A 26,291-nucleotide genomic window follows, 5' to 3' on the forward strand; every position below is an offset into this window, starting at 1 on the left:
ATTATGAAATTAGCTCAATTACCTTAAGTAATAAATAATCTTTTGTTTTAACTTGCTGAATACTTAGATTCCGTCTACACTAAAAAAGTAAGACTGAATATATTTTTAAGGAGTTTTTTTGCATGACAAAATATAAATATTTAATTTTTGATTTAGACAATACATTATTGGATTTTACCCTATCAGAACGTTTTGCGTTGGAAAAAATTTTTACAACGTATGGCATAATTTATAATGATGAAACAGTAGCCACTTATAAAGAAATCAATGGTAAATTGTGGAAAAAATTAGAAGAAGGACGGATTGAAAAAAGCGTCTTGCTTGCTTCTCGTTTTAGACTATTTTTTGAGTCTCAAGGGCTTGAAGTTGATGGTGCAATTGCAGATGAAGAATATCGAGGCTTTTTAGCAGATCGTGCTGATTCAATTTTAGGCGCACGCGCTCTGCTAGAATCTGTCCAAAATTTAGGTTTTTGTATATTATCAGGTACAAATGGGATAGGTAAAACACAAAGACGTAGATTAGAGAATAATAGTTTTTCTAAATATTTTGATAAGTTATTTATTTCTGAAGAATTAGGCTTTGAAAAACCCGACGTTCGCTTTTTTGATTACATTTTTAATGATTTACAAATTAAGGATCATTCAGAAGTATTAATGATTGGCGATAGTTTATCGTCAGATATATTGGGTGCAAACCGCGTAGGCATTGATTCTGTTTGGTTTAACCCTGACCGGTTGATAAATGATACCTTAATTGAACCAACTTTTGAAGTAGCTCAGTTACAAGAAATTACAGATCGAGTACTAAAAGCTAGAAAATAATAAAAGTTATGTTATACTTTATTTATAAATTTGTTATTAAAGGAGTTGTTTGAGATGAGGCAATTATACCTTCAGAAAGGTATGGTTAATTTTGTAGGTGCAAAAACAATTGTTGATCGCAACAAGGAAAAAAACTACGTTATTTCTAGTGTCACTAATAATAATAACCAAGAACTATGTGTCCATGATAATCAGAATAATAAAATTGCAAGTGTTGAGATTAAAGAAAATCTTGGTAATCGCGAAGGCATGTTGGTTGTAGAAAATCAAAATCTTTTTCTTCTGGAACAAGTTGTCACAACGCTATCCTTACAGGAACAAACAGATTTATATTTAGTTGGTGATTGGAAAGAATTATCCTTTGATTTAATGAAGGGGTATCGCAAACTTGGTAAAGTAAGACCTAAATGGATGGCTTTCGGCAGTTCTTCATGCGAAATTACAGTATTTGAAGAACAATACGAAACAATCTTAGTGAGTACAGTCAGTGCAATCGATTATTTTAACGCAAAAAAAGAAAGCGAAGATTCACAAAAAGTATTACAAATAATCTAAGGTGATTTTTTTGGCGTATTGAGATGAGCAATAAGACAATCCTGATAATCAGGCGTTCTTTGCCTGAATATCAGGATGACTTATTGTCGAGTCTCAGCCAAAAAAATCCCGTCAATTAAGGTGGTGAAGAAAGCGTTTTGGAGCTCGGCAGTAAGCTAAACCAAGCAAGGCTACCTTCGTAATCTCCCCGATTACTCAAGGTTAAGTTACTGTACTTGTTAGATTAGGTTGTTATAATCATTTACTATTATGACAACCTCCCCCAGAAATAACGTAAATATAAAAATCCCTTTACCTAAAAAATAGGTAAGGGGATTTTTTATTAGGACTGAAATTGTGATTGGAACATATTGTAATAGAGTCCATCAGTTTGATCCATTAGCATTGCATGCGTGCCAATTTGAGCAACTTCACCATCTTTTAGTACAATGATTTTATCTGCATTTAAAATCGTTCCAAGACGATGGGCAATGACGATACTTGTTCTTTTTTGCATCAATCTTTGTAATGATTTTTGGACAATTGCATCGGTCACGGTATCAATTGAACTTGTCGCTTCATCAAAAATTAGGAATCGTGGCTGGTTAATAATGACCCGAGCAATTGTAAAAAGTTGTTTTTGTCCGCTAGATAAAGCCAATGTGTGTTCATCGACTTGAGTATTAAAACCATCAGGTAATCGGTCGATAAAATCCATCATGCCGACTTCTTCGCAAGCAGTTCTAACAAGTTCTTCAGTTGCATGATCAGCCCCAAAGGTTAAGTTATCCCAAAGTGTTGCTTGAAAAAGCCAAGGTTCTTGTAAAACAAGGCCAAAATTTTTTCGGAAATCATTTAGTTGATATCGAGCTAACGGTTCTTCATCAACTAAAATTGTACCATTTGTTACGTCGTAATAACGCATGATCAAATTGACAATGGTGGATTTTCCAGCACCAGTGGGTCCAACAATTGCAACAGTTTCTCCAGGTTGGATGTCGAAATTTAAGTTTTTCAAGATAGGATGATTTTCTTCGTAAGCGAAGGAAACATCTTCAAATTGAATGAATCCATTTTTAGGTGCAGGTAACGTCGTTTGCTCATCTTGAACTTCTTCGGGCGTTTGTTCAAGGATAAATTGAATACGGTTAAGGCCAGCCACACCAGCTAATATCTGTGTGAAGGCACTTGAAAGCTCGATAATCGGTTTAGAAAATTGAGCAGCATATAAAATGAAACTTGAAATCATTCCCACTGTCATGGCTTCAGGTTGATGAATCATAATCAAGCCACCGACTAACCCAATGGCTAAATAGCCGATATGATCAACAAACCGTGATAAAGGGTTTGTGAGTGAAGATAGAAATTGGGCTTTTTTCCCCGTTTCATGTAATTCTGCATTCAATGTTTCAAAAGTCTCGATAGTTGCTTCTTCTTGTTGTAGAAGGGTAACGAGTTTTTGATTTTGAATGGTTTCAGCAAGGAAACCGTTCATTTTGCCAAGTTGACGTTGTTGCTGTCTAAAGGATGACTGACTTTTATTCGCAACGATGTAGTTTGTCCATGCCATAAGCAGTGTTGAAACTAAAATAATCAGTGTCAGTTTAAAATTTAAAAGTAACATACTGATTAAAGACACGATAATCATGGCCAAACCAGAGAATAATTGGTTGAAAACGGTAGTAAAAGCTACCGAAACTAACTCTAAATCATTGGTAAAGCGACTGATAATATCACCATGGCGATTTGTATCGTAAAAATTGGCTGATAGTTTGTTTAAATGTTGAAAAGCTTCTTCACGAATATCACGTGTAAAGCGATACGCAATTGTATTTCCAAGTTTTTGAATCCCCCATTGAGTGAGAGCGTGAATGGTGACAATTAAAGATAAAAACAGGAGTAGCTGAAACATCTTAGGAAAATCAACTTGATTCTTTTGAACCATGGTGTCGACTGTTTTTCCAATAAACAACGTGATAACGGCTGTTAAAATCCCGCTGAATGCGCCAAATGAACTTGCGGCGATTACTTTTCCGGTATATGGTTTTAAGAAACGTTTAAAAAGAGTCTTATTATTATTTTTCATAGTCAAATCCTCCTTCTAGGCCCTGCATTTTGGCTAATTCAAGATAAAATGCAGACTCTTTGAGTAAGGTTTGGTGTGTACCATGAGCAAGAATTTTTCCTTGTTCAAGGACTAATATTTGTTCAGCTTCGGCGATGGTTGATAATCGTTGCGAAATCATAATAATGGTTGCCTGTTGCAATTTATTTCTCAAGGCTTGACGCAAATTAAAATCTGTTTGATAGTCGAGCGCACTAAAAGAATCATCAAATATAATGATTTCTTTAGGCTGAACGAGGGCACGGGCAATTGTTAAACGTTGGCGTTGTCCACCGGAAAAATTCTTCCCACTGGCTTGGACAAGTGCATCTAATTGATCAGGTAACTCTTCAACAAATGAGCGACATTGCGCAATATCCAAAGCATTCCAAATCTCTTCATCTGAGGCATCTGGTGCCATCATCTGTAGATTCTCACGTAAAGTACCTGAGAAAAGAATGTTTTTTTGCGGCACAATGGCAATTTTAGATAATAGCTCGTGTGAAGAATAATAAGCACTGCTTTCATTATTAAATAAAATTTGGCCGTCACTGACAGGATAGAGGTTGGTTAATAAAGGAATTAAGGTGCTTTTCCCACTTCCTGTAGGACCGGTAATGCCTAACCATTCTCCTTCTTGAATCGTAAAGTTTAAATGCGCTAAAGTTTTCTTCTTAGTATTTGGATATTGAAAGGCCACATTATCAAAACGGATGGTTTCAATTTTTTGTGTCATTCGCTTTTCATCGGCAATGGTTTCTTCAGGTAAGTCTAAAATTTCAGAGATTCGTTTGGCTGAAACTTCAGCACGTGAAAAGATAACCACTAGGTTCGAAATAACAATTAAGGCCATTAACATTTGTGTCATATAATTAATTAAAGCAATGACTTCCCCTTGTTTCAGTGTACCTGCATTGATACTGAAGCTACTGAAATAAAGGATAAAGAGAATGGCGCCATTAATCACAAATGTTGTGACAGGTCCCAAAATAGCCGCAATATTGGCTGCTTTAATTGACGTGTTAGCTAAATCATCACTTGTTTCATCAAAACGTGTGATTTGTTGTGGTGTTTTTGAGAATGCTCTAATTACACGAATACCAGATAAATTTTCGGCGACGAGATGCGTCAGTTGATCGAGTAATTGTTGTCCTTTTTTGAAGAATGGCATCGTTATTTTTGAAATCATGTAAATAGCCGCAATAAAGATCGGTAAAACGGCAATAAAGAGTAAAGTTACTTTTGGTTCAATCCGGTAGGCCATAATAATGGACCCAATACATAAAAATGGGGCGCGAATAACGAGGCGGATTAACATCGCTAGTGCGAGTTGTAGTTGGTTGGTATCATTGGTAATTCTAGTAATCAATGAATTTTCATTTGATTGATCTAATTGTGCGTAAGACAAGCGATTGATCTTTCTTGTCAGTTGGTTACGTAGTTCCGTTCCAAAACCTTGCGAAGCTATGGACGCGTAGTATTGACATAAGATAACGAAAAAGAGTCCTAAACAGGATATCAATAACATTTTTCCGGCTAAAAGCCAAACAAGTTGTGAGTTTTTTTCGCTAATGGCTTGGTCTAAAAGTTGTGCCATATAAAGTGGCAAAATAAGTTCTAAAATAGCTTCAAATAATTTGAAGAGTGGGCCTAAAATTAATTCTTTTTGATATTTCTTAGCATATGGGAGTAATGACCACATTTTTTAGCCTCCTTCATTTTTATACTTGCTATTTTACGACAATTATTCAAAATAGCAAATCAACTTAAAAATAGGTGTAGGCTATTTTTGAGATAAAGAAAACAAGATTCCTCACGTGTTGAATGTGCGTGGGGAATCTTGTTTGAAGTTTGTAAACTTATAGATAACTTTGAACCGCTTGTAATAAACTTTCCTCATCAGCAAGGACTTGTCCGTTGAGTTTAATTAAACCAATGGTATATAGATTGGCATATGGAAATTGTGATTCAGCGACTTCTTGTAAAGCAGCCAATTTTTCAGGATTTGTCGCACCAAGTTGGCGGCTATCTGAAAATAATGCTAAAACAGGGATGCCTGCTTGATAAGCGACGCCGATTTCTGAAGCAACACCAACATCAATAGTGGCACCATCTAATATTGCAATGACTAATTGGCTATCAAGAAGCGCATTTGTATCATATAACGCAATTTTTTTAGAATCAGCGTAACTATTCTTGTCGTTAATTTCAAGTTGTTCTTGAGGGATGTAAAGGTTGACATTTGGGTAAATTTCACGAATTTTTCCCACGAGATAAGCGTTATATTGCCGCTCCATATTTGAAAATAACGGACTTGCAAAGTAAATTGATTGTGTCATATTAACTCTCCTAACTATTACAGATATATTTTAGGATATCGTGAATTGTAATAATTTGTAAAGAGTTTGTTACAGAATGCTTTTTTATTTCTTGTATAATGGTTGAAGAAATAGATAGGGAAAGTTGAAAGGTGTTGTTATAGTGAATAGTAAAAAGATTTTAAACCTTGTATTAGTCACTGTGCTGCTAGGGGTATTTCCGACACAGGTTTTAGCAACTGAAGCTGGTGGGGAAGCTAAGATGAAAGAAGAAAGTGCACAAATTAGTAGTGAGATTGATCAGGCGTTAACGTCTGTGAATAAAACATATCAAGAAATCGAAAGCTTAAAAGTAAATGTTGATAAAACAGAAACAAAGATTACAAAGCTAAAAGAAAAAATTACTTCTGTAGAAGATAGTATTGATAAAAGAGTTGCCGCGATGGGCAAAAGAATGCAAACAATCCAAGTTAACAATTCAAGTGTATCAACTGATTTTGTTGATGCTTTGATTGAAGCGGAAGGTGTTTCTGATTTTGTGAGTCGTTTACATGCGGTAAATGTTATCCAAGATGCAGAAAACTCAAAAGTAGATTCTTTAACACAAGATAAAGAAAAACTTGAAACATTAAAAGAAGATTTAACAAGTAGTCAATCGTCTTTAAAAGACAAACAAAGTAATTTAGAATCTCAAAAAACGCAATTAGAAGGACAAGTCAAAGACTTAAAATCTGAATTAGCGTCAAATGAATCAGCATTAAATAAATTAAAAGAATCAAACTTAGCTAAAGAATCAGTCGCAAATAAAGTGTTGGCTGAGGAAAAAGCAAAAGAAACACCAGAATCAAAAGAAGCACCAAAACAAAATACGCAAAAAGAAGCAGCTACACCGGTTTCACCAACGAAACCAACTGCACCAGTAACTTCTGGTGGTGGCGGACGTACATTAACAATGGCAGCATCCGCATATTCATATACAGAAGCTGGTTTAACACCATTTACTGCTCTAGGAATTGACTTAAGACAAAACTCAAAAGTTGTTGCGGTTGATCCAAGTGTTATTCCATTAGGCTCAGTCGTTGAAGTATCAGGTTATGGTATGGCAATTGCTGGTGATACAGGTGGTGCGATTAAAGGCAATCGTATCGATTTACACTTTAACTCAGTTCAAGAGTGTTTACAATTTGGTCGTCAGACAGTGACTGTAACAGTTCAATAATTACAAAAAATAAAGTTTCAAACTCGCTCATTGGGTTTGAAGCTTTTTTTATTAAAAAAACCTTTATATCAATGATATAAAGGCAAATATTATTTATGATAATGAGTGAGACGTCATATCAAATGTTTCGCCTAAACTCTCAACAGCTTGTTTCCATGCATCAAGAGCTAGATTTTCTTCAACCACATAACGGTTTCTTGAATGAACACGACACTCGTGTGAACAACCTCTTAAATATTTTTCTTCATTTTTTTCTGAACAAAGAATTTGGCGATTACATTCTGGATTTGCACAATTTACGTAGCGTTCAGATGGAGTGCCGTCGAACCAATCTTTACCAACAATGACCGGATTTACTTGGTTAATCGGGACACTGATTCTTTCATCAAAAACATACATCGCACCGTCCCATAACTCGCCTTGAACTTCAGGATCTTTTCCGTAAGTAGCAATGCCGCCATGGAGTTGTCCAACATCATTAAAGCCTTCGCGTACTAACCAGCCTGAGAATTTCTCACAGCGAATGCCGCCAGTACAGTATGTAACCACGCGTTTATCCTTGAATTTTTCTTTGTTATCACGAATCCACTGTGGTAATTCTCTAAAGTTGCGAATATCAGGTCGAACAGCACCGCGGAAATGACCTAAATCATATTCATAATCATTTCTGGCATCAATGACAATCGTATCATCATCGAGAATCGCTTCTTTAAACTCTCCTGGAGAAAGATATTGCCCTGTAAGTTCTAAAGGATTGATATCATCTTCTAAGCTTAATGAGACAAGTTCTGGACGCGGACGGACGAACATTTTTTTAAATGTTTGTTCTTCAGATGGATCAATTTTAAAGAAGATATCTTTAAATTGTTCACTATTGTGCATCGCAGTCATGTAAGCTTCGGTATCTTCAGTTAAACCGGAAAGTGTTCCGTTAATGCCTTCGTTTGCGATGAGAATACGACCTTTTAAATTTAAAGACTTACAGAAAGCTAAATGTTCTTTCGCAAAACTTTCTGGATCTTCAATTGGAACATATAAATAATATAATAAAACTTGATAAGTTGACACGTAATTCCCCCTCTAAATTTGTTCGCAATTATTATACGTGAAAGCTTGCTAATATAGCAACATAGATACTTATTTCACAAGCTGGTTTTAGCTTGACGTTTTGGCCCATTTTCGATACATTTAAATGATAAATTACGATGAAGGAGAATCGGATGATGACAATTAAACAATTAAAAACACAAGCTGAGTGGGAACAGATTCATGCATTATCAAGTTATGCTTTTGATGTTAATCATAACGAGATTCAAAAAGAAAACTTTTTTAAATTGTGTAGTATAGCGAAAAATTTTGGTGATGTTTTAAATGGAACACTGACAAGTTCTTTGATGTTAATTCCTTTTGATGTGAGTTTATTTGGTAAATTCATTAAAATGGGTGGTATTGGCAATGTTGCGTCTTATCCTGAACATCGTGGTCAAGGAAATATTCGTCATTTATTTAATAAGGTCTTTTCAGAAATGAAGAATGATCAAATTCTAGTGTCATATTTAGCGCCATTTTCGCAACCGTTTTATCGTAAATTTGGGTATGAGCGCTTGTTTATCGAACAAGAATTGACCGTGCCAAGTGAGGTACTTAAATTTGTTGAAGTGCGTGATGGATACAAAGTAGAACGTATTAAAGAAGACAACCGTGAAGCACGAAAAGAACGTTTGGCTCTTTATAATTGCACGCTAGGAAGAAAACATGGTAATAATCAACGTAGCCTTACGTGGTATGAGTGTTGTCAAACGCGTGCTGATAATCATCATCTTGCAGTCGTTCGCGATGAACAAGATCAGCTTGTTGGCTATTTAGATTATAAATTTGACAAGGAAGATGTCATTATTTCAGAGATGATTTATGAAACAACAGCTGCTTTGAAAATGCTACTTAATTTTCTAACCTCACATCGTAGCAGTTTTAAAAATTTTATCTTTGGTAGTCTTGAGGATACATCATTTTTAGAATATTTTGATGATACACGTGTCTCAAAAATCTACCAAACCAATGGTATGATGGCACGTATTGTCTCAATGTCATCTTTCTTAGAACAACTACCTATTAAAAAAACTATTGATGGCGAAGTTTATTTAAAAGTCACGGAAGATGTGTGTGCTTGGAACCAAGGGATTATCCACTGGTCATTTCAAGATGGTGTTTCAAAAGTGACTTGGGTCGAAGCAGAGAGTCAAGTAGCTACGATTCCTCATTACGAAGCATCAATTGGACGTTGGACTCAAGTTTTACTAGGAGGCATGTCGCTCGAAAAAGCTCTGAATTTAGGTTTTGTCAGTTGTACACATGAGGACGATTTTTTAGGAACAGTTTTACTTAAAGGGCAACCGTTCTTGAAAGATCATTTTTAAGTTACCGCCGGAAGATGATATAATTAGTTATATTGAATGAATATAAACCAAGGGCTGATAAGCATGGACTTTTTAGTCAAAGAGAATACCTTAATAATATTGTTAGGTATTGTGATGTATATTGTTGGAATTTTATTGCTAGTGACAACATTTAAAATTAAGAATGAAAGTAAAATTTTTAGGCCAGTTATATTTTTATTGGATATGTTGTTCCTTGCAAGTGGAATTTTTAGTACTTTATTTTTTGGAGTTAATTATTAAAAACCTATAGAAGCAGAATTGTTGTCGTAATATGATTATGAATCTATAGGTTTTATTTAATATAGCAATTACATAGAAGTCACATCAATTGTGCCCATGAAAATCAGAACTAGAGCAATGATTGCTAAAACGCCTACAGTAATGGCTGCAATCCTTTCAACTGAGGTGAAGACCTTTTTCTGATTCTCTTTCCGAGCTTTGATGAATAGGAAAATGCCAGGTGCAAATAGTAGGGTGGTTACGAAAATGTATTCAAAACCTGAAGCGTATAAGCAATAGCCCATATAAATTGATGCGATTAAGCCAAGAACCACATTTTTATTGAAGAATGATTTTTCCCATTTGAGTGACAATTTAAATTGGCTGAGTGAGACAAAGAAATAAGGCACTAACATGGTACTAGATGCTAACATCGCCATGAAGTTATAGGCACTTGAGTTAATCAATAATGATAAGAAGAAAAATTGTACTAAGCCGTTACTGACAAGGAGTGCGGTAGTGGGTGCTTTATGTTTGTTTTCTCTTGCGAAAAATTTAGGGAAAATGGCATCAGTTGCCCCCTGGAATAAGATTTCGCCAGCAAACATTGTACAAGCAAACCAAGCACCGATTGCTGAGATGATGACACCGGCATTGATTAAAATTGCGCCCCATTTACCCACAACACTTTCAAGCACTTGGGCCATTGCTGGTTTTGATAATTCAGCAATATCAGATTGTGATAAAACTGCAAATGACAACACAGTCGCTAGTAAATAAATCGAAGTGATAATTGCAAAACTTAGAATAGTCGCTTTACCGACAATTTTTTTACTTTTAGCACGTGCAGAGTAAACAATCGCGCCTTCAACCCCAACAAAAACCCAAACAGCAGACATCATCGCTTTTTTGATTTGAGGTGTCACTTCTGACCATTCAAAGTTACCTGAGATGGTTCCCCAAACATTCTGTGTAAATAAATCATATTTGAAACCAATGATTAAACATAAAATAAAGATACCTAATGGAATCAATTTAGCAATGGTAATAAAACCATTGATTCGTGATGCAAAATTTGAACCTTTAAGAATTAGAAAATGCATGCCCCAGAGAAGTAAGGAAGCACCAAATACAGAATAGACATTTTGTCCATCGCCAAAAATTGGGAAGAAATAACCTAAGGCACTAAATGCGAGCGAACCCAAGGCAACATTACCTAGGAAAATTGAAAACCAATAGCCTAAGGCACAGTTAAAACCAACGAAACTGCCAAAGCCTTCTTCGGCATAACTATAGATTCCAGCATCAAGATGAGGTAGTTTTTCGTTTAGGTTTTGTAAACAGAAAACAAAAATGCCCATCCCAATTCCTGAAATGATTAAAGCCACAGTTACAGGTCCAACCGATGCGACTTTAGCCATGTCAGACATTAAGTTAAAAATTCCCCCACCAATTACAGAACTCACGGTTAATGCGATGAGTCCTGCTAAACCGACTGAACTTTCTTTGTTACTCATAATTAACTAACCCCCTTAATAAATTTTTTGTAGACATATGGCGAACTTGTAGAATAGAGGAGCAATTCATATTCAATATTGAAGGATACAACATCGCCTATTTGATAATTTTTTTCTGAATTTGTAATATCAATAATAGCATGATCGCTACTACCACCAATTAATTTGATTGCTGAATCATAAGGTACGAGCTTAGTTAAATCACCAAGGTCTTGTCTACCGATAGCAAGCAAGGCTCTTTTATGTGAGCCGATATCTTGATATTGCGCTTTGTTTCCAAAGGCATCGACAGTTATTGTTCCAATCGGGTGACTAGGTTTTTCTTTGATTTCAATAATTTCTGCTTCAATTGTGAAGACGTCCCCGTGCATCTCAGGAAACGTATAGTCAAAGTAGTTTTCCATGTCTCTTAAAAAGAGGTTGTCGCCAATACGAAGGTGATTAATCCCTTTAGGTAGGGAACCGTTTAAGAGAAGTGGTACACTAGTTGATGCCCCTCCAGAGACAATCCCAAGTGGCCGCTCGATTCTCCGTTCAATTTCTGCGGCTAAATCCGTGAGTCGCCCTAAGTTGGTTTGATCGGGTTGAACTGAACCGTAGCAACCGAGATTGGTTCCAATACCTCGGAGATGTACATGTTCTAAATTATTTTCCACAAGTATTGCTGCTTCAAAAAGATGTTCATCTTCAAAAAATCCTTCACGCAGGTCACCTAAATCAACCATCAGAATGACATCGTGTGTGGTGTTTAGTTTTTGACAACAGTCATTGATGGCTTTAAGTGTTGTGATTTCAGTATTGAGGCTGATATCACTACATAAAATCATCCGTTCTAATTCACTTAACATAGGGATACGTAGCATTAACGTTTCAATTTCAGGATGTTGGTTTTTAACTTGTTCAAGTTGACTAAGACGAGAAGATGACAAGGAGCAAAGACCACCAGCGACAAGTGTATCAATAATTTCTGGTAAAGCATTAACCCCTTTAACAACCCCAGAAATTGTGACACCATTTTCTTTTGCTTTGCCTAAAAGTGTTTCAACATTACTTTTTAATTTAATTAAGTCGATGACAGTTCGTGGATAGAGATTTTCCAAGACAAAAACTCCTTTCTATTCTTTAAAAAATAGGGTCTGATTAAAACTCACGTTTTAAATCAGGCCCTATTAATGTAAACAAAGTAATGATTTGATGGATTAGAAGCGTAGTGACAAGCAGCTCAAGCCACCATCAATTTTACGATACTCAGAAGTATCGACAACCAATACTTTGTACCCAAGCGCCTCAATTTTTTCTTGTACATTTGGATATCCTTCTGGAACTAAAACATAGCCGTTCATCCAAATACAATTTGCTCCATATGCTTCTTTCATTTCAACTTCAACACGATTAAATTTTTCAAACTCGGCAGCTGTTTTAAATTCACCAGCAACGAGTAAATTATTATTTTCTAAGTAAGCTAAACCAGTTTTTAGATGTAGCATCTCGCTCATTTGAACGACTTGACCAGATAAGCCATGCTTTTCTAAAATAGCAATCATTTGACGTGCACCCTCAGCATTTGTTCTTGCTGATTCGCCAATGTAGAAGTGATCGCCAACCATCATAATGTCGCCAGCTTCAATTGTTCCTGGCGCTTCGATGTATTCAATTACATCATAGAACTTTTTAAGTGCCGCAATCATATCTGGTAGTGCAGCTTCTTCGCGACGAGTTTCTGCACCAGGACGAGTAATGATTGCACATTTACTTGTACACAACGCAACATCTTCAACGAAACAAGAGTCTGGAAATTCTTCGACAGGTCCTAAAACAGTTACATTAACACCAGTTTTTGTCAAAGCGCTTACATAATTTTCGTGCTGAACTAAGGCTTTCTCGTAAATTGGCTTACCTTCATCTGCACTTGTAATTCCTTCAGAAATTGATGGTGATGGGATACGGACAATAACATTTTTGAACATTGAAATTCCCTCTTTCTTATTTAATTTAGCTTTCGTATATAATATACAATCGATAATTAGTTAAGTCAAGTCAATTTTTAAATAAAATATATATGGCTTTAATTTGTAGTATAATAAGAGGATGGATAAGGAGCGAAAACAATGATTAAAGAAAAAGTGTATCAATTTATTTCGGAAGAAATAATCCGAGGGAATTTTAAAAAAGATGATCGGTTGGTTGAACAATATATCGCCGAACATTTAAATATAAGTCGAACACCAGTTAGAGAAGCAATGTTTCTCTTAACCGCAGACGATATTTTAGAGCATGAACCACGTAAAGGGTTTCGTTTAAAGAAATACACGGCCAGTGATATGGAGGAGATTTATGAAATCATTGGCACACTGGATGGTAAAATTGCGGAATTGACGTGTGGTTTGTTGACAGAAGAAGACTATTCAACGATGGATTTCTTGATTAAAGCGATGGAAGCAGCAATCGATAACGAGTTGTATATTAAATACAATGACCTGCAATATGAATTCCATTCACAGTATATTAATAAATGTAAAAATCAAAAACTCATTCAAGAAATCAATAAAATGAAGCGTTTGTTTATTGGGAAAGAATATAATATTGGGGACGATACGATTAAAGAAACGTTGTATCATACTAATGCTGAGCATCAGAAAATTCTTGAATTGTTCAAAGCACAAGATGCTGCTGCAGTACGGTATTTTATTGAGAAAACGCATTGGCGTGCGGATAATGCCCAATACGACATTTGGTAAAATAAAAAACGTAATGTCGTTAAACATTACGTTTGTGATTAGTTATTAAAGAAATAAACCGACGAAAAAGAGAATCATTTGAACGGAGATGAATAGGCCTAGATTTTGAATTGCTAGAGGAAAAGTCTCTAATTTATTTGGCTTTATGCTGTAACGTTGCGTATTTTTCCAAATTTTTGGAAAGATTAACCAAATAAATAGCAGTGTCCAAGGCACAATTTTTAAAGCGACATTAAGTGTTGTTGTTAAAAATGCAATGATGACTAGGGTTTTAAATAGATGCAATGCGTTTTTCTCGCCGATATAGTGAACGAGTGTATGACGATTGTTAAGTCTATCTTCTTCTAGGTCACAAGTATTGTTTGCTAACATCAGGTTTGCAATCGCGCAGGCACTTGGCAATGTGAACAATAAAATAGGCCAAAGAAAACTAAAATTAAAGTTTACTTGCGATCTGACATTAAGATAAATACAAATGATTGGAATAATTGTCCCCATAGTAAAACCTGAAGCAATTTCACCAACTGGTAAGGTTGAAAGTGGCTTTGGACCAGCGGAATAAAAAATGCCAACCGCAAAACTAAAAATTCCTAACCAAAGGACAATCCAAGACGTGCGATAAGCGAGATAAAGACCAAGTAGTGACGAAACTAAGATAAAACTAATAATCAGATTACGAATAAGCGGTACCGATAATTTTTCGCGGCCAATTATATTTGTTTCTTCTTTATAGTCATGAACGTCAGTGGCACGATGAAAATCCATATAATTATCTAAAATATCAACAGCCATATTGAAAATGACCATTGAGATGAAAAATAATAGCATATTACTTAAAGAAAGTTGTTGATAATGGTACCATGAGTAAAGCATTCCAAGTGCAAAAGGAAAAATACTCGCACTTTTGGCTTTTAACTCAACCAATTCAGCAAAGATTTTAAAATTCATAATAAACTCCTTAACATTTTCTACTCTGTTTATTATACTGTTAGTGGAAAGATTTTGAAAGTATTCAAACTGTTAGGGGTTATAGGAGGTACAAATGTCGATTCATCCGTTATGGGATCAATACCCAGAGATTAAAGAAGAATTATTGGAAACACGCAAAGTCATGGATAAAGTTGTGAAAATTCGTAATAAAGAAATTACAAGTGCTTTGCAATTGCTACTAGGTTCTGGTGGTAAACTATTAAGACCAGCCTTTTTTTTACTATTTTCAAAATTTGGAGAAGTAGAATCGGTTAAAAAAACACAACGCATGGCAGCCTCTTTAGAAATACTACATGTTGCAACGCTAATTCATGATGATGTGATTGACGATTCGCCGATGCGACGTTCTGTACCGTCCATTCAAGCTGTCTATGGTAAAGATATTGCTGTTTATACTGGGGATTTATTATTTACGATTTATTTTCATCTACTTGCTACATCAGCTAAAGATTCTAAATTAATAGAATTGAATGCACATAGTATGAAGCGAGTCTTAGTTGGTGAACTTGATCAAATGAATTTACGCTACAACATGAATATAACAACAAAACAATATTTTCAACATATTAAAGGAAAAACCGCGCAACTTTTTGAGTTTTCGTGTCTGGAAGGTGCGTATTATGCAGATTGTCCTCGTAGCATTCAACTTCAGGCCAAACGAATTGGTTACAATATTGGCATGGCCTTCCAAATTATGGATGATATTTTAGACTATCAAGCAACCAGTGAGGAAATGAATAAACCGGTTTTTGAAGATTTACGAAATGGATATTATACGTTACCTTTAATTCTAGCAATGGAAAAAAATCGCGACGCTTTTATCCCATTATTAAGTAAAAAGGATGAACTTAGTGATGAGGAACTTGTACAAGCCCATCAATTAATTATTGAAAATGGTGGCATTGAAGCAGCAGAAAAAATTGCTGGACGCTTTACTGATAAGGCTTTAAAGGGCATCTTAAGTTTACCGGATATCCCGGAACGACAAGTTTTATATGAAGTAACAGAAAAATTATTACGTCGAAATAATTAACAATTAATAAAACGCGAGATGGTTTGCAGGAGCTGATTATCTCGCGTTTCGTTTTAAAGGAGAATAAAATGTCTGAAGATGCATTAGAAATAATTAATGGTTTATCACCCAATCAAAAAATAAACTATGATAAAACGTTAAAAACTTTGATAAAGAAATGGGAAAAAAAGGAGGCACGTCCTAAAATTTTATTGCATAGTTGCTGTGCACCGTGTAGTACCTATTGTTTAGAATATATGACGGATTTGGCTGATATTACGATTTATTTTGCCAATTCAAATATTCACCCGAAAGTAGAATACTTACGTCGCGAACAAGTGCAAAAAGATTTTATTGCCCAATTTAACGAAAAAAATAATAAGCAGGTTCAATTTTTAGCTGCACCCTATGAACCTCAAAAATTTATGAAAATGGTGAGAGATCAAGAGTTAACGCAAGAACCAGAGGGTGGAAAAAGATGTTCAGCTTGTTTTCAAATGCGCTTAGATTTAGTGGCAGAAAAAGCTCAAGAATTAGATTTTGATTATTTTGGTAGTGCATTGACGTTGTCACCTAAAAAAAACAGTCAGCTAATTAATACGATTGGCTTTGATATTCAAAAGTTTTATGATGTGAATTATTTACCAAGTGATTTTAAAAAGAATAAAGGGTATGAACGTTCCTTAGAAATGTGCCGTGAGTATGATATCTATCGTCAATGTTATTGTGGTTGTGTTTTTGCAGCTCAAGACCAAGGTGTTGATTTTAAACAAGTCACACAAGACGCTAAAGAATATTTAGAAAAGAGAAGGCCAGAAGCTTAGTTGAAAAAATAAACACAATTAGGTAAAATGACGGATTACGTTTATAATGATAGTAACGTTAAGAAAGCATTTAAGAAAAGTTGAAGAGGGTGAAAGAAATGATTGAGCTATGGCATAGATTTACAGAAAATACCGCCTTAAGAAGAACAGTTGTTTTAGTTGCTTTATGTCTTGTTCTCTATTGGGTGAGAGGGATCATTAGTTTATTATTACTAACTTTTATTTTTACTTATTTGATGATCCGTTTAATTGGCATCATACATAAGTTTAGTCGGATTCCGGAGAAAATCGTGGCTGTACTGGTGTATCTGATAGTACTGATTTTTCTATATTTTTCAATCACTATTTATGTACCAAAATTATTTTCTCAAACACTGACGATGATTGAAGAAGTTGTTTCTTTCTATCAGAAAATGAGTAAGAGTACTGACAATAAGCTTGTCGACTGGGTTTTTTCAGTCGTGAGTATCTCAGAAATCAAGCAACAATTAACATCAGGTGTTAAAGTTGTCTTTACAACCATTACGAGTATTGGTTCGATGGGATTAACATTCTTTATGTCACTTATTTTAAGCTTCTTTTTCATTATTGAAAAAGAATGGGTGGAATCTTTTGGACGCGGCTTTTTCCAAAGTAAAATAAAAACAATCAGTCAAGATATTGCTTTTCTTGGTAAGAAGTTTGTCGATACATTTGGTGTCGTGATTGAAGCACAGTTTATTATTGCTTGTGTGAACACTTTGCTAACAACAATCGGTCTTTTGATTATGAAATTTCCTCAAAATCAGATGCTCAGTTTAGCATTAATGATTTTTATCTTTAGTTTAATTCCGGTAGCAGGTGTGATTATCTCGTGTGTGCCACTTAGTTTGATTGCTTATACAATTGGTGGTATTCAAGATGTGGTCTATGTTTTAATCATGATTACCTTAATTCATGCATTAGAGTCATATCTATTAAATCCTAAGTTAATGAGTAGTAAAACAGATTTGCCAGTTTTCTTTGTTTTTATTGTTTTAATGATTTCACAAAAATTCTTTGGCGTCTGGGGCTTGATTGTCGGTATTCCTGTTTTCGTCTTTGTGCTTGATTTATTGGGCGTGAAAAGTGAGAAACCGCATCAGCAGAAAAAAATAAAACTATTATCTAAAACATAAAAAAATCGTTGTCTCAAGCACTAATCTGTGCGAGACAACGATTTTTTATTACTATAGATCAAATTTTCTAAGTCTAAAGTATGTAATTAACTCAGATACACCAGAGAATAATAGTAAGAATCCAATAAAGTTGTAGAAAATTAGTTTTGTTTCAAATGGTTTGAAACAGATAACTAAACCAACGATAACAAGGATAATACCATAAATTAAAATTGGAATCCAAGGGACATTAACATAGCTTTTAAGATTGATAGCCTGGCTAATCTTGTAAATACCACTTACTAGGACAATGATGCCGATAAAGACAGCAAGCATGCTAACAAGTGTGTTGGCAAACAAAAAGATGAATAATGCGAAGCCGAGGTAGCACACCGCGCCAATCAATTTTAAATTAGGTCCTTGTGTTTTTATTCGCAATGCTTCAACTAAACTAATTATTCCTAGAACAAAGTTGTAACCAGCAATAATATATACCAATAAATTAAAGACACCGAATGGATTTAAGAGTGTTGCAATCCCTAAAGAGATGAAGGCAATACTTCTAATAATCGCAAACTTTTTAAAGGTATTAAAGACTGAAGATATCATAATAGTGAACCTCCTTTTATAGATAACTTAACTCACTTATTATAAAACAAAAACAATTAGATTGTCTAATATTTTTCAAGTAAGTCAATATTTATCTTTACATTGAGCCTTGGAAAATGTGTTTGTTTTTAGCGAAATAATCAATACCTGAATAAATCGTGAAGAACAAGCATGTGTAGAGCATAATTTGCGCAATTGGTAAATGCATTAAATTGAATGGTACATTATCAATTAAAAGTAAGATAATTGCTACCATTTGTGTCGCTGTTTTTACCTTTCCGGGCCAAGCAGCAGCCATCACTTCACCATCTTCAACAAGTAATAGGCGAAGCCCAGTAACCGCTAGTTCACGACAAACAATAATCGCAACCACCCATGAAGGAGCACGGCCTTGACCAACTAAAACGATGAAGGCTGTCATCACTAACATTTTATCAGCTAACGGATCAGCAAATTTACCAAAGTTGGTTACAAGTTTCATCTTTCGTGCTAAATAGCCATCTAGCCAGTCTGTGATACTAGCGACTGCGAAGATAATTGCAGCGACAATTTGGGTGACAAAAAGTGCAGCATTTCCAACGTAGACAACGCCCCAATTTAATGGGGCAACGGCAATAACAATAAATAATGGAATCATCATGATTCTTAATACAGTTAATTTATTAGGTAAGTTCATTATAAACCTTTCTTTCTAATCCTTATTTTCTTTAGTGCCTTCAAAACCAAGTGTTACGATTTTTTTACCAGTGACAGGATTTTTTTTGTTGAATGGCAATAATTTTCCTTCAACACCAATTGATAAGTTATTTGAAGCTCCCACAACAATGTCGACATCATCATACTCTTCAGGAATTTCTGCTGTAACAGTTTCACCAGGTTGAAGTGTATATTGATAGAACATATTAGTCGTACCACTTTCTTGAATTCCAATCCATGCTGGACCATCAAGTCCTTTAAATTCAATTTCATGAGGTGACGCTGAACTTTTTAGAGTGTATTTAACGCTTTGTGGTGAGTCTAAAACTTCAGTTACTTTTAATTCTTTTGTTTTTTCTTTCTCTTTCTCTTTTTTCGTTGTTTCGGTCGTTTCCTCAGAACTAGATGTTTCAGTTTTTTCGCTTTGCGCAACTGAACTAGATTCTTCTGATTTTACGACGGTCGTTTTCTCTGGAGTCGGAATTAATGGTCCTTGTTCTGAATCAAGTAGAATAGCATAAATAACCGTTCCAAAGATTGCTAAAACGAGTAGTAATAATAATGTGACCGGCAAGTAATTACGCACAAACGTTTTAGAGCGACTTGTTTGGTCATATTTTGATTTTCGTGAGCCTTTAACAGGATCAGCAATTGCAAGGTCATTTGGATTTTCAGGTTTTCCTTCAAGTCTACGAAGTAATGGTCGTGGATTTTGGCCAACTGCTTCTGCATATTGTCGGACAAAGGTCCGTGTATAGTAATCACTCGGAAGTGCATCAAAATCATTTTCTTCAATAGCTTCGAGATAACGTCGCTGAATTTTTGTAATACGTTGCAAATCGCCGATAGTTAGGCCTTTTTCAATACGGTCTTTTTTTAGTTTTTCCCCTATCGTGTCCAAAGTATTGCCTTCTTTCTATTTTAATTGCGATATTTTTAAGATTTTGGGTAGATATAAAAACGACTGAGTGCTTCTGGACGAATAAATTGGTCACGCGCACGCAATAAGTCTTGCAAAGTGATGCTTTCAATAATTTTTGCAAGATCAAAAAGAGTGATGTCGCCAAATTTCATCGCACTATATTGGTGTGCAATGTATTCAAGGGAATCTAGTGATTGGAGGTGTTTACCAATCATTTTCTTTTTAGCTAAGGCAACATTTTTTTCTGTTAACTCAGGACTTTTATCTGATTTTAACAATAAGTTAACCATTTGGTTTGCAAATTGTTCAGGATTATTAGTGTCCGTGCTAAAATCAGCAAAATGGAAGCTTCGATCCATCGAAAATTCAAATGAAAAACTATCATCGATTAAGCCATCGTTATACATTTCAAGATAATGACTAGAAGTAACGCCAAACAGAATTTGCAATAACAGCTGAATACTTGTTTGGTAGGTAATACGTTCTAAATCATTTTCAGGTATTGGATCCAATCCTTTTAAACCAACAATGGCTTTTGGACGAGTCACGGAAAGTTCAATCGAATCTTCTTTAATAATGTCTTTTTCAAGTTCTTCAGGGAAGCGACGTTCAATATTTTGTCCAGGAACAAAGTCTTTTTGCATTTGATTCTCTTCAATTAAAGCCATCATTTCTTCCGGATTTAAGTTACCAATAATAAATAAATTCATATTGCTTGGGTGATAAAAAGTATGATAGCAAAGATATAAATCTTCGGCGGTAATTTTATTAATACTTTCAGGTGAGCCTGCAATATCGATGTGTAAAGGATGTTTTGGATAGAAGTTATTCAAAATACCAAAGAACAAGCGCCAGTTTGGATCATCTTGGTACATTTGGATTTCTTGCTCAATAATACCTTTTTCTTTATTAACAGATTCCTCTGTAAAGTACGGATCTTGGACAAAGTCTAATAAAGTTAAAATATTCTGTTTTACGTTATCTGTACTTGAAAATAAGTAACTTGTTCGTGTAAAGCTTGTAAAAGCATTAGATGAAGCGCCTTGTTTTCCGAATTTTTGGAAAACATCTTCGTCTTCTTTTTCAAATAATTTATGCTCAAGAAAATGAGCGACACCATCCGGTACCTTAGTATATTCTGATTCATTTAAGGGAATAAAATCATTGTCGATTGACCCATAGTTTGTTGTAAAAATACCATAAGTTTTATGGTAGTCCTTTTTGGGTAGTAGAATAACTTCTAGTCCATTGGCAAGAGTTTTCTTGTAAATGGTTTCGTTAATCGCAGGGTAAAGCACTTTTTTCACGACTAATGACCTCCTTCCATGAAGTAAACGGCTTGTAATTTGATTTTTTCAGCTACTTCTTTAATATCTTCAATGGTGACAGCGTTGACTTCGTTGGCCCATTGTTCTTCGGTTAAGTTAGCTTTATCAAAATAAAGTCTAAGATAGGCTTGCTCAAGTAAAGCGTGTTGACTATCTTGAGACAATAAGTATTGATTGATTAGCATTTTTTTAGTTTGCTCGACTTCTTCATCGGTAACATTCCCTAGTATAAGCTCTTTTAGTTGTTCATTAATAAGCTTGAGCACTTTCTTTCGGTTAGTGCCATCAATTCCGGTTTGCACCGTAACGTAACCTCTAAAGCTATCAAAAGAACTACTCGCATAATACGCGAGGCTGTGTTTTTCGCGGACATTCATAAATAATTTAGAATGTGGAAAGCCTCCAAATAAACCATTGAAAACTAACAAAGCAAAATATAAACGGTCGTGATAATAAATATCACAATGATACGCTAAATTTAATTTTGATTGCGCTACAGGTAACGTTTCAGTTTTTTGCTGGATAATATTTTCAAATGGTTGATAGTAGAATAATTCTTGCATCATTGGGAATTTACGATCTTCGAAGCCAAAGTCTTTAAAGCAACGATAAACATATTTTTCAGCAACGTCACCCAGGACTAAAATATCAATCCGATCATTTTCAATCATCTCTTGATAATATGAAGCAATCGATTCAGGTGTTTCTTGCATGATGTCGTCAATACTACCAAAGCTCGGTGTCTGTTGATCAAGACTGTTTGCGAAGAACAGTTGTTGAATAGATAATGATGCGTGTGATTGTTTATCATCAAAAATAGAATGAATGTATTCCACTAAGTTTTCTTGTTCACGATAAAAGGTATCCTGGTCAAACTCATGGTCCTTAATATTAGGATTGAAGATGATTTCTTGTAAAAAAGTGACAGCTGATTCAAGAACGGATAAGCCGTTTGGCACGAGTTGATCATTAATAATATTCAAAGCAATTGTTAAGTAATGCTCATTCCCTTTACGACTCACACTAATGCCAAAACTAGCACCATAAAGATCCGCAAGTTGTTTACTAAGTTCTATTTGGGTTGGGAAATTTAAACTATTGGTTTCAAGTAAGCTCGCAAGTAATGATCGTTTTGCACTTGTCTTATGATCAAGCGGTGTCGCAAAACGAATTAAGATGGGAACGGTTTTAAATTTTTTATTAGGCAAAACATGTAATTTTACATGTTGATTTAATTCAGTTATCATTATATAAAGCTCCTTTATATCTAAGATAAAAAGTTTTAAAAACTCACTCTTTAGATTACCAAAAAAAGAGGAGACAAGATAGAAAAAGGTCCGAAATTCACAGATATTTCAATAAATATTAAGAATTAGGGTAGTTTTTGCCATCTTTACAATATTATATCATATATTACAAAGCAGTTACATATCAATGACTAACATTTTATTTATAAAAATATTAATAGAGAATGAAACGTTAAGTTGCATTCTTTAATATAAAAAATAAAATATAAAAGGGGAGAATTGGACATGTCTAAACAATTAGAGATTTTGAGGGAGTTCAAAGATTTTATTACGAAAGGAAGCGTAATCGATTTAGCCGTAGGTGTGATTGTCGGTGGTGCATTTACAAGTATTGTAAATGCGTTAGTTTCAGGTTTTATTACACCACTAATTGGAGTGGTTATTAAAGCAACGACAGGTCATAAAAATGTTGATGATGCTACAAAAGGCTTGATTTTTGAGGCTTATGGGGTTGAATTCAATTATGGTATTGTTATTTCAGCACTGATTACATTCTTGATTACAGCACTTGTTCTATTTATCGTTGTTAAAGCTATCAATAAAGCACAGAGTGTTATTCCAATTGAACCAGTTGACAATCCTGAAACGACGGATGAAATTTTAGGAGATATCCGTGCTTTGCTTCAAGCACAAGTAAAAAATAATGAGACAATTTTAACTGTTGAAAAAGTGATAGATGATGTTGCTGAGGCAACCCAATTAGAGCCAAAGGATCATTCGTAAATATTAAATGTAATGGTTGAACTAGAAGCTGATCCAAAAGTAACTTTTAAAGTAAACATTACACCACTAACAAAATAAGAACCCTATGAAATCAGCGCTTTATTAAGCTTCTGTCATAGGGTTTTCTTTATTTTAAGACTTTTTGGTCAGCCGCTTCTTGACTTATTGTGAATCAACAACGGCTTCAAGATTATTTAAAATATTATCATCCAGTGACCCCATTCTGCGACTGGTTACAACACCTGCTAACATACTATCGTTAACATTTAGGGCTGTTCTTCCCATGTCAATTAAAGGTTCAACTGAAATGACAAGTCCGACAATTTCAACTGGTAAGTTTAGTGAGCCAAGTACGATTAGTGAAGCGAAAGTCGCTCCTCCACCAACACCGGCAACACCAAATGAACTCACACTAACAACGGCAACGATCATGGCAATATAGCCAATGCTGTGAACATCAATACCAACTGTTGGTGCAACGATGGCAGCCAACATTGCTGGATAAATACCAGCACAGCCGTTTTGGCCAATTGATAAACCGAAACTAGCAGCAAAGTTAGCAATGGCATCTTCAACACCTAATGCTTTTCTTTGTGTTTCAATATTTAAAGGTAGTGCACCTGCACTTGAACGAGATGTAAAAGCAAAACTTAAAACTGGAAATGCTTTTTGAAGGTACACTTTAGGATTTACTTTGTTAAAGATTAAAATAATTAAGTGAACGATAAACATGGTAATCAGTGCTACATATGATGCAAGAACAAATTTACCAAGATTTAAAATAGCGTTTAAATCACTTATTGCAGCAACCTTCATGATTAAAGCTAAAATTCCGTAAGGTGTTAAGCGCAAAACAAGTGTCACAATTCTCATAATAATAGCATCTAAAGATTGAATTATTTTTAAGAAAAATTCTGCTTCTTTTTCTTTTTTACGTTTGATACCTAAGTAAGCTAAGCCAGTAAATGCTGAGAAAATGACAACCGCAATTGTACTAGTACTTCTAGTACCTGCTAAGTCCGCAAAGATATTTCTTGGAATGAAGTCCACAATTTGTTGCGGAATGGTTAAATCTTTAACCATATTTTGGCGTTGTGCAATTTCAGCAATACGAGCTGTTTCTTGAGCTCCTTTTGTAAATGTTGCGCCATCTAGTTTGAAAATAAAGACAGATGCAATTCCAATTAGAGCAGCGATTGCAGTTGTTCCAATTAGAACAAAAAGGACATTAAAACTGATTTTACCAAGATTTTTACTGGTATCCAGTTTTGTAAATGCACCCACAATCGAAATAAAGATTAAAGGCATGACAAGCATTTGTAGAAAGGCTACGTACCCATCCCCAACAATACTTGTCCATTCAACTACTTTGGTTGTGACCGCATGGTCGTTCCCAAAAGCAAGTTGTAGGATTAGTCCGAAAACAATCCCGATTCCTAACGCGCTAAAGACACGTTTGGAAAACTTAACATGTTTGGTTTGCATTTTGTATAAACCAAAAAGCAACCCGATAAAAATAGCAATGACGAAAAGCGTCAATAAAATATTTGTCATTTTAACCCTCCTTTATGCGCCTCAAAATGACAAGAGACAATTGGTCATTGTAAGAGTAAAGGTCTCAGTTGACTAAATTTTCCGAAATAGACAACCTAACAAACAACTTATTATTTGTTAGCAATGTAAGTAATTTTACTAGAAAGTTTTCAAAAGCACAACTAGATTGAATTGAATTTGGATATTTTCGTAAAATTGCCAAAAAGTTGAAACAGGATAGGTTTTAAAAACACAATGTTGTATTTTGTGTTTGGATTTCAAATCAACAAAAAACCACATGTGGTTTTTTAAATTCCACATGCGGCCGTTTTAGTCATCTAAAATAATGGCATCATTATTAAGTAAGGTTGTGAGTTCGGTTGGTAGTTTTTTGTTACTTAAAATACCCGTAAATTGGTTTAAGTTTCCGATGATATAGGTAGAAGAACGATAAATCTTAGTATCATCGAGGACAAAATACTTCTTATCACTGTGTTCTAACATTAGCTTTCTGATATGGGCTTCACTTTCACTTGAGTCAGCTAACCAACCCTTTTGATTGACTCCTGTTGAAGAGATGAAGCAAGCATCAGCATAATATTGGCTGAGTGCGTCTTGGGCCGATTGTCCAATGAAGGAATAGTTTTTTTCATTAAAATTACCACCCAAAAGAATCAATTGAATATTGTTCATTTTAGTCAGCGTTTCGGCAATAAAAAATGAATTGGTAATCACTTTTAAATGATTAAACTGTTCTAAAGATTCGGCAATTTGCATCGAAGTTGAACTACTATCTAAAAAGATCGTATCACCCTCGTTGATGTATTTCAAAGCTTTGTAAGCAATAATTTCTTTGGATTCTTTATAGATTGTTTTGCGGATATTAATCGGCAATTCACCATTGATTTTTTTTGCTAAAATAGCACCACCATGCACACGCTTTAAGAGTCCTTCATTTTCCAACTCTTTTAAATCACGCCGGATTGTTTCAGCAGAAACATTTGTGTCGTGGCTTAAGTCTTGGACCAGGATTTTACCCTCTTCATATAATTCTTTTAATATAATATCTTTTCTTTCTTCAGCAAGCATGTTATCAACTCCTTTTCGCGTCCTCTTCATTATATTATATCGCGTTTCTTTGTAAAGGAGAAAACCAAATCTAAATCAAAAACAACATAAACGGAAATAAAACCACAAATATTTATTTATTTATGTTGACTTAAGTTTATTCATGTTGTATTATCTAGCTGTAAACGTTTACGATTAAGAGTCTAAGAAAAATCTTGGATAAAGAAGTAAT

At 34.8% G+C, this 26,291-nt stretch carries 24 protein-coding genes; 9 read left to right on the top strand and 15 right to left on the bottom strand.

Features of this window, described 5'->3' with window-relative positions; all coding sequences use genetic code 11:
• The first annotated feature begins 122 nt into the window (after positions 1–122).
• Together ESZ54_RS03085 and ESZ54_RS03090 are read left to right on the top strand one after the other, a co-directional pair.
• Positions 123–824, top strand: a complete 702-nt coding sequence (locus ESZ54_RS03085) for a YjjG family noncanonical pyrimidine nucleotidase (protein ID WP_136136217.1) — start codon at positions 123–125, stop codon at positions 822–824.
• Positions 825–878: 54 nt separating this feature from the next.
• The gene (locus ESZ54_RS03090; protein ID WP_136136218.1) at positions 879–1,379 is read left to right on the top strand and encodes an LURP-one-related/scramblase family protein; all 501 of its coding nucleotides are present in this window, start codon (positions 879–881) and stop codon (positions 1,377–1,379) included.
• Positions 1,380–1,701: 322 nt separating this feature from the next.
• Here ESZ54_RS03090 and ESZ54_RS03095 read toward each other — a convergent pair whose 3' ends face one another.
• The 3 genes from ESZ54_RS03095 to ESZ54_RS03105 form a co-directional block, all read right to left on the bottom strand.
• Entirely contained in the window at positions 1,702–3,444 is a 1,743-nt protein-coding gene (locus tag ESZ54_RS03095; protein WP_136136219.1) for an ABC transporter ATP-binding protein, read from the bottom strand.
• Positions 3,434–5,164 (bottom strand): ABC transporter ATP-binding protein, encoded by a 1,731-nt coding sequence (locus ESZ54_RS03100; RefSeq protein WP_136136220.1) that lies wholly within the window; start codon positions 5,162–5,164, stop codon positions 3,434–3,436. The genes ESZ54_RS03095 and ESZ54_RS03100 overlap by 11 nt, the downstream gene beginning before the upstream one ends.
• A 157-nt stretch (positions 5,165–5,321) precedes the next feature.
• Positions 5,322–5,801 (bottom strand): nucleoside 2-deoxyribosyltransferase, encoded by a 480-nt coding sequence (locus ESZ54_RS03105; RefSeq protein ID WP_136136221.1) that lies wholly within the window; start codon positions 5,799–5,801, stop codon positions 5,322–5,324.
• 142 nt (positions 5,802–5,943) lie between these two features.
• Here ESZ54_RS03105 and ESZ54_RS12740 point away from each other — a divergent pair, with 142 nt between their 5' ends.
• Positions 5,944–6,999, top strand: coding sequence for a 3D domain-containing protein (locus ESZ54_RS12740; protein ID WP_136136222.1), 1,056 nt, complete (start codon positions 5,944–5,946; stop codon positions 6,997–6,999).
• Positions 7,000–7,092: 93 nt separating this feature from the next.
• Here the strand turns inward: ESZ54_RS12740 and trhO are convergent, their stop codons facing one another.
• A complete protein-coding gene (trhO, locus tag ESZ54_RS03115; RefSeq protein ID WP_136136223.1) occupies positions 7,093–8,067 on the bottom strand; it encodes an oxygen-dependent tRNA uridine(34) hydroxylase TrhO in 975 nt (324 codons plus the stop codon).
• Positions 8,068–8,222: 155 nt separating this feature from the next.
• Between trhO and ESZ54_RS03120 the strand changes: the two genes are divergently transcribed.
• Positions 8,223–9,416: a GNAT family N-acetyltransferase gene (locus ESZ54_RS03120; RefSeq protein ID WP_162615076.1), complete on the top strand. Its 1,194-nt coding sequence runs from the start codon at positions 8,223–8,225 to the stop codon at positions 9,414–9,416.
• Positions 9,417–9,745: 329 nt separating this feature from the next.
• On the opposite strand, the gene ESZ54_RS03125 is transcribed toward ESZ54_RS03120, so the two are convergent.
• The 3 genes from ESZ54_RS03125 to ESZ54_RS03135 all read right to left on the bottom strand — a co-directional run bounded on the left by ESZ54_RS03125 (position 9,746) and on the right by ESZ54_RS03135 (position 13,140).
• Entirely contained in the window at positions 9,746–11,173 is a 1,428-nt protein-coding gene (locus ESZ54_RS03125; protein ID WP_136136225.1) for a basic amino acid/polyamine antiporter, read from the bottom strand.
• A gap of 2 nt (positions 11,174–11,175) precedes the next feature.
• Complete coding sequence (locus ESZ54_RS03130) at positions 11,176–12,273, bottom strand: alanine racemase (RefSeq protein ID WP_136136226.1); 1,098 nt, start codon at positions 12,271–12,273, stop codon at positions 11,176–11,178.
• Between the two features lie 99 nt (positions 12,274–12,372).
• Positions 12,373–13,140: a dimethylarginine dimethylaminohydrolase family protein gene (locus tag ESZ54_RS03135; RefSeq protein ID WP_136136227.1), complete on the bottom strand. Its 768-nt coding sequence runs from the start codon at positions 13,138–13,140 to the stop codon at positions 12,373–12,375.
• 141 nt (positions 13,141–13,281) lie between these two features.
• On the opposite strand from ESZ54_RS03135, the gene ESZ54_RS03140 reads away from it, so the two are divergent.
• Positions 13,282–13,911, top strand: coding sequence for a GntR family transcriptional regulator (locus ESZ54_RS03140; RefSeq protein ID WP_136136228.1), 630 nt, complete (start codon positions 13,282–13,284; stop codon positions 13,909–13,911).
• A 45-nt stretch (positions 13,912–13,956) separates the two neighbouring features.
• Here the strand turns inward: ESZ54_RS03140 and ESZ54_RS03145 are convergent, their stop codons facing one another.
• Entirely contained in the window at positions 13,957–14,859 is a 903-nt protein-coding gene (locus ESZ54_RS03145) for a prenyltransferase (protein ID WP_136136229.1), read from the bottom strand.
• Positions 14,860–14,953: 94 nt separating this feature from the next.
• Between ESZ54_RS03145 and ESZ54_RS03150 the strand changes: the two genes are divergently transcribed.
• The 3 genes from ESZ54_RS03150 (at position 14,954) to ESZ54_RS03160 (ending at position 17,894) form a co-directional block, all read left to right on the top strand.
• Positions 14,954–15,934 carry a polyprenyl synthetase family protein gene (locus ESZ54_RS03150; RefSeq protein ID WP_136136230.1) on the top strand — a complete coding sequence of 327 codons (981 nt, stop codon included), beginning with the start codon at positions 14,954–14,956 and terminating at the stop codon, positions 15,932–15,934.
• Positions 15,935–16,002: 68 nt separating this feature from the next.
• Complete coding sequence (locus ESZ54_RS03155) at positions 16,003–16,737, top strand: epoxyqueuosine reductase QueH (protein WP_136136231.1); 735 nt, start codon at positions 16,003–16,005, stop codon at positions 16,735–16,737.
• A gap of 98 nt (positions 16,738–16,835) precedes the next feature.
• The gene (locus ESZ54_RS03160) at positions 16,836–17,894 is read left to right on the top strand and encodes an AI-2E family transporter (RefSeq protein ID WP_136136232.1); all 1,059 of its coding nucleotides are present in this window, start codon (positions 16,836–16,838) and stop codon (positions 17,892–17,894) included.
• Positions 17,895–17,945: 51 nt separating this feature from the next.
• Here the strand turns inward: ESZ54_RS03160 and ESZ54_RS03165 are convergent, their stop codons facing one another.
• The 5 genes from ESZ54_RS03165 to yfmF all read right to left on the bottom strand — a co-directional run bounded on the left by ESZ54_RS03165 (position 17,946) and on the right by yfmF (position 22,675).
• Positions 17,946–18,482: an HdeD family acid-resistance protein gene (locus tag ESZ54_RS03165; protein WP_136136233.1), complete on the bottom strand. Its 537-nt coding sequence runs from the start codon at positions 18,480–18,482 to the stop codon at positions 17,946–17,948.
• Between the two features lie 97 nt (positions 18,483–18,579).
• A complete protein-coding gene (gene pgsA, locus ESZ54_RS03170; RefSeq protein ID WP_136136234.1) occupies positions 18,580–19,158 on the bottom strand; it encodes a CDP-diacylglycerol--glycerol-3-phosphate 3-phosphatidyltransferase in 579 nt (192 codons plus the stop codon).
• Between the two features lie 15 nt (positions 19,159–19,173).
• Entirely contained in the window at positions 19,174–20,079 is a 906-nt protein-coding gene (locus ESZ54_RS03175; RefSeq protein ID WP_136136235.1) for a helix-turn-helix domain-containing protein, read from the bottom strand.
• Positions 20,080–20,114: 35 nt separating this feature from the next.
• Entirely contained in the window at positions 20,115–21,407 is a 1,293-nt protein-coding gene (gene yfmH / locus ESZ54_RS03180; RefSeq protein WP_136136236.1) for an EF-P 5-aminopentanol modification-associated protein YfmH, read from the bottom strand.
• Positions 21,408–21,409: 2 nt separating this feature from the next.
• Positions 21,410–22,675, bottom strand: coding sequence for an EF-P 5-aminopentanol modification-associated protein YfmF (gene yfmF, locus ESZ54_RS03185; protein WP_136136237.1), 1,266 nt, complete (start codon positions 22,673–22,675; stop codon positions 21,410–21,412).
• A 303-nt stretch (positions 22,676–22,978) separates the two neighbouring features.
• On the opposite strand from yfmF, the gene mscL reads away from it, so the two are divergent.
• The gene (gene mscL / locus ESZ54_RS03190) at positions 22,979–23,458 is read left to right on the top strand and encodes a large conductance mechanosensitive channel protein MscL (protein ID WP_136136285.1); all 480 of its coding nucleotides are present in this window, start codon (positions 22,979–22,981) and stop codon (positions 23,456–23,458) included.
• A 162-nt stretch (positions 23,459–23,620) separates the two neighbouring features.
• Here mscL and ESZ54_RS03195 read toward each other — a convergent pair whose 3' ends face one another.
• A complete protein-coding gene (locus ESZ54_RS03195) occupies positions 23,621–25,012 on the bottom strand; it encodes an L-cystine transporter (protein WP_136136238.1) in 1,392 nt (463 codons plus the stop codon).
• A 309-nt stretch (positions 25,013–25,321) separates the two neighbouring features.
• Positions 25,322–26,080 (bottom strand): DeoR/GlpR family DNA-binding transcription regulator, encoded by a 759-nt coding sequence (locus ESZ54_RS03200; RefSeq protein ID WP_162615077.1) that lies wholly within the window; start codon positions 26,078–26,080, stop codon positions 25,322–25,324.
• Positions 26,081–26,291: the final 211 nt, after the last annotated feature.

This window comes from Vagococcus silagei (assembly GCF_004795745.1).
GTDB classification, from domain to species: domain Bacteria; phylum Bacillota; class Bacilli; order Lactobacillales; family Vagococcaceae; genus Vagococcus; species Vagococcus silagei.

Coding starts and splice junctions, on each gene's coding strand:
- ESZ54_RS03085 (WP_136136217.1), top strand. CDS start 123: ATGACAAAATATAAATATTTAATTTTTGATTTAGACAATACATTATTG.
- ESZ54_RS03090 (WP_136136218.1), top strand. CDS start 879: ATGAGGCAATTATACCTTCAGAAAGGTATGGTTAATTTTGTAGGTGCA.
- ESZ54_RS03095 (WP_136136219.1), bottom strand. CDS start 3,444: ATGAAAAATAATAATAAGACTCTTTTTAAACGTTTCTTAAAACCATAT.
- ESZ54_RS03100 (WP_136136220.1), bottom strand. CDS start 5,164: ATGTGGTCATTACTCCCATATGCTAAGAAATATCAAAAAGAATTAATT.
- ESZ54_RS03105 (WP_136136221.1), bottom strand. CDS start 5,801: ATGACACAATCAATTTACTTTGCAAGTCCGTTATTTTCAAATATGGAG.
- ESZ54_RS03120 (WP_162615076.1), top strand. CDS start 8,223: ATGACAATTAAACAATTAAAAACACAAGCTGAGTGGGAACAGATTCAT.
- ESZ54_RS03125 (WP_136136225.1), bottom strand. CDS start 11,173: ATGAGTAACAAAGAAAGTTCAGTCGGTTTAGCAGGACTCATCGCATTA.
- ESZ54_RS03135 (WP_136136227.1), bottom strand. CDS start 13,140: ATGTTCAAAAATGTTATTGTCCGTATCCCATCACCATCAATTTCTGAA.
- ESZ54_RS03140 (WP_136136228.1), top strand. CDS start 13,282: ATGATTAAAGAAAAAGTGTATCAATTTATTTCGGAAGAAATAATCCGA.
- ESZ54_RS03145 (WP_136136229.1), bottom strand. CDS start 14,859: ATGAATTTTAAAATCTTTGCTGAATTGGTTGAGTTAAAAGCCAAAAGT.
- ESZ54_RS03150 (WP_136136230.1), top strand. CDS start 14,954: ATGTCGATTCATCCGTTATGGGATCAATACCCAGAGATTAAAGAAGAA.
- ESZ54_RS03155 (WP_136136231.1), top strand. CDS start 16,003: ATGTCTGAAGATGCATTAGAAATAATTAATGGTTTATCACCCAATCAA.
- ESZ54_RS03160 (WP_136136232.1), top strand. CDS start 16,836: ATGATTGAGCTATGGCATAGATTTACAGAAAATACCGCCTTAAGAAGA.
- ESZ54_RS03165 (WP_136136233.1), bottom strand. CDS start 18,482: ATGATATCTTCAGTCTTTAATACCTTTAAAAAGTTTGCGATTATTAGA.
- pgsA (WP_136136234.1), bottom strand. CDS start 19,158: ATGAACTTACCTAATAAATTAACTGTATTAAGAATCATGATGATTCCA.
- yfmF (WP_136136237.1), bottom strand. CDS start 22,675: ATGATAACTGAATTAAATCAACATGTAAAATTACATGTTTTGCCTAAT.
- ESZ54_RS03195 (WP_136136238.1), bottom strand. CDS start 25,012: ATGACAAATATTTTATTGACGCTTTTCGTCATTGCTATTTTTATCGGG.
- ESZ54_RS03200 (WP_162615077.1), bottom strand. CDS start 26,080: ATGCTTGCTGAAGAAAGAAAAGATATTATATTAAAAGAATTATATGAA.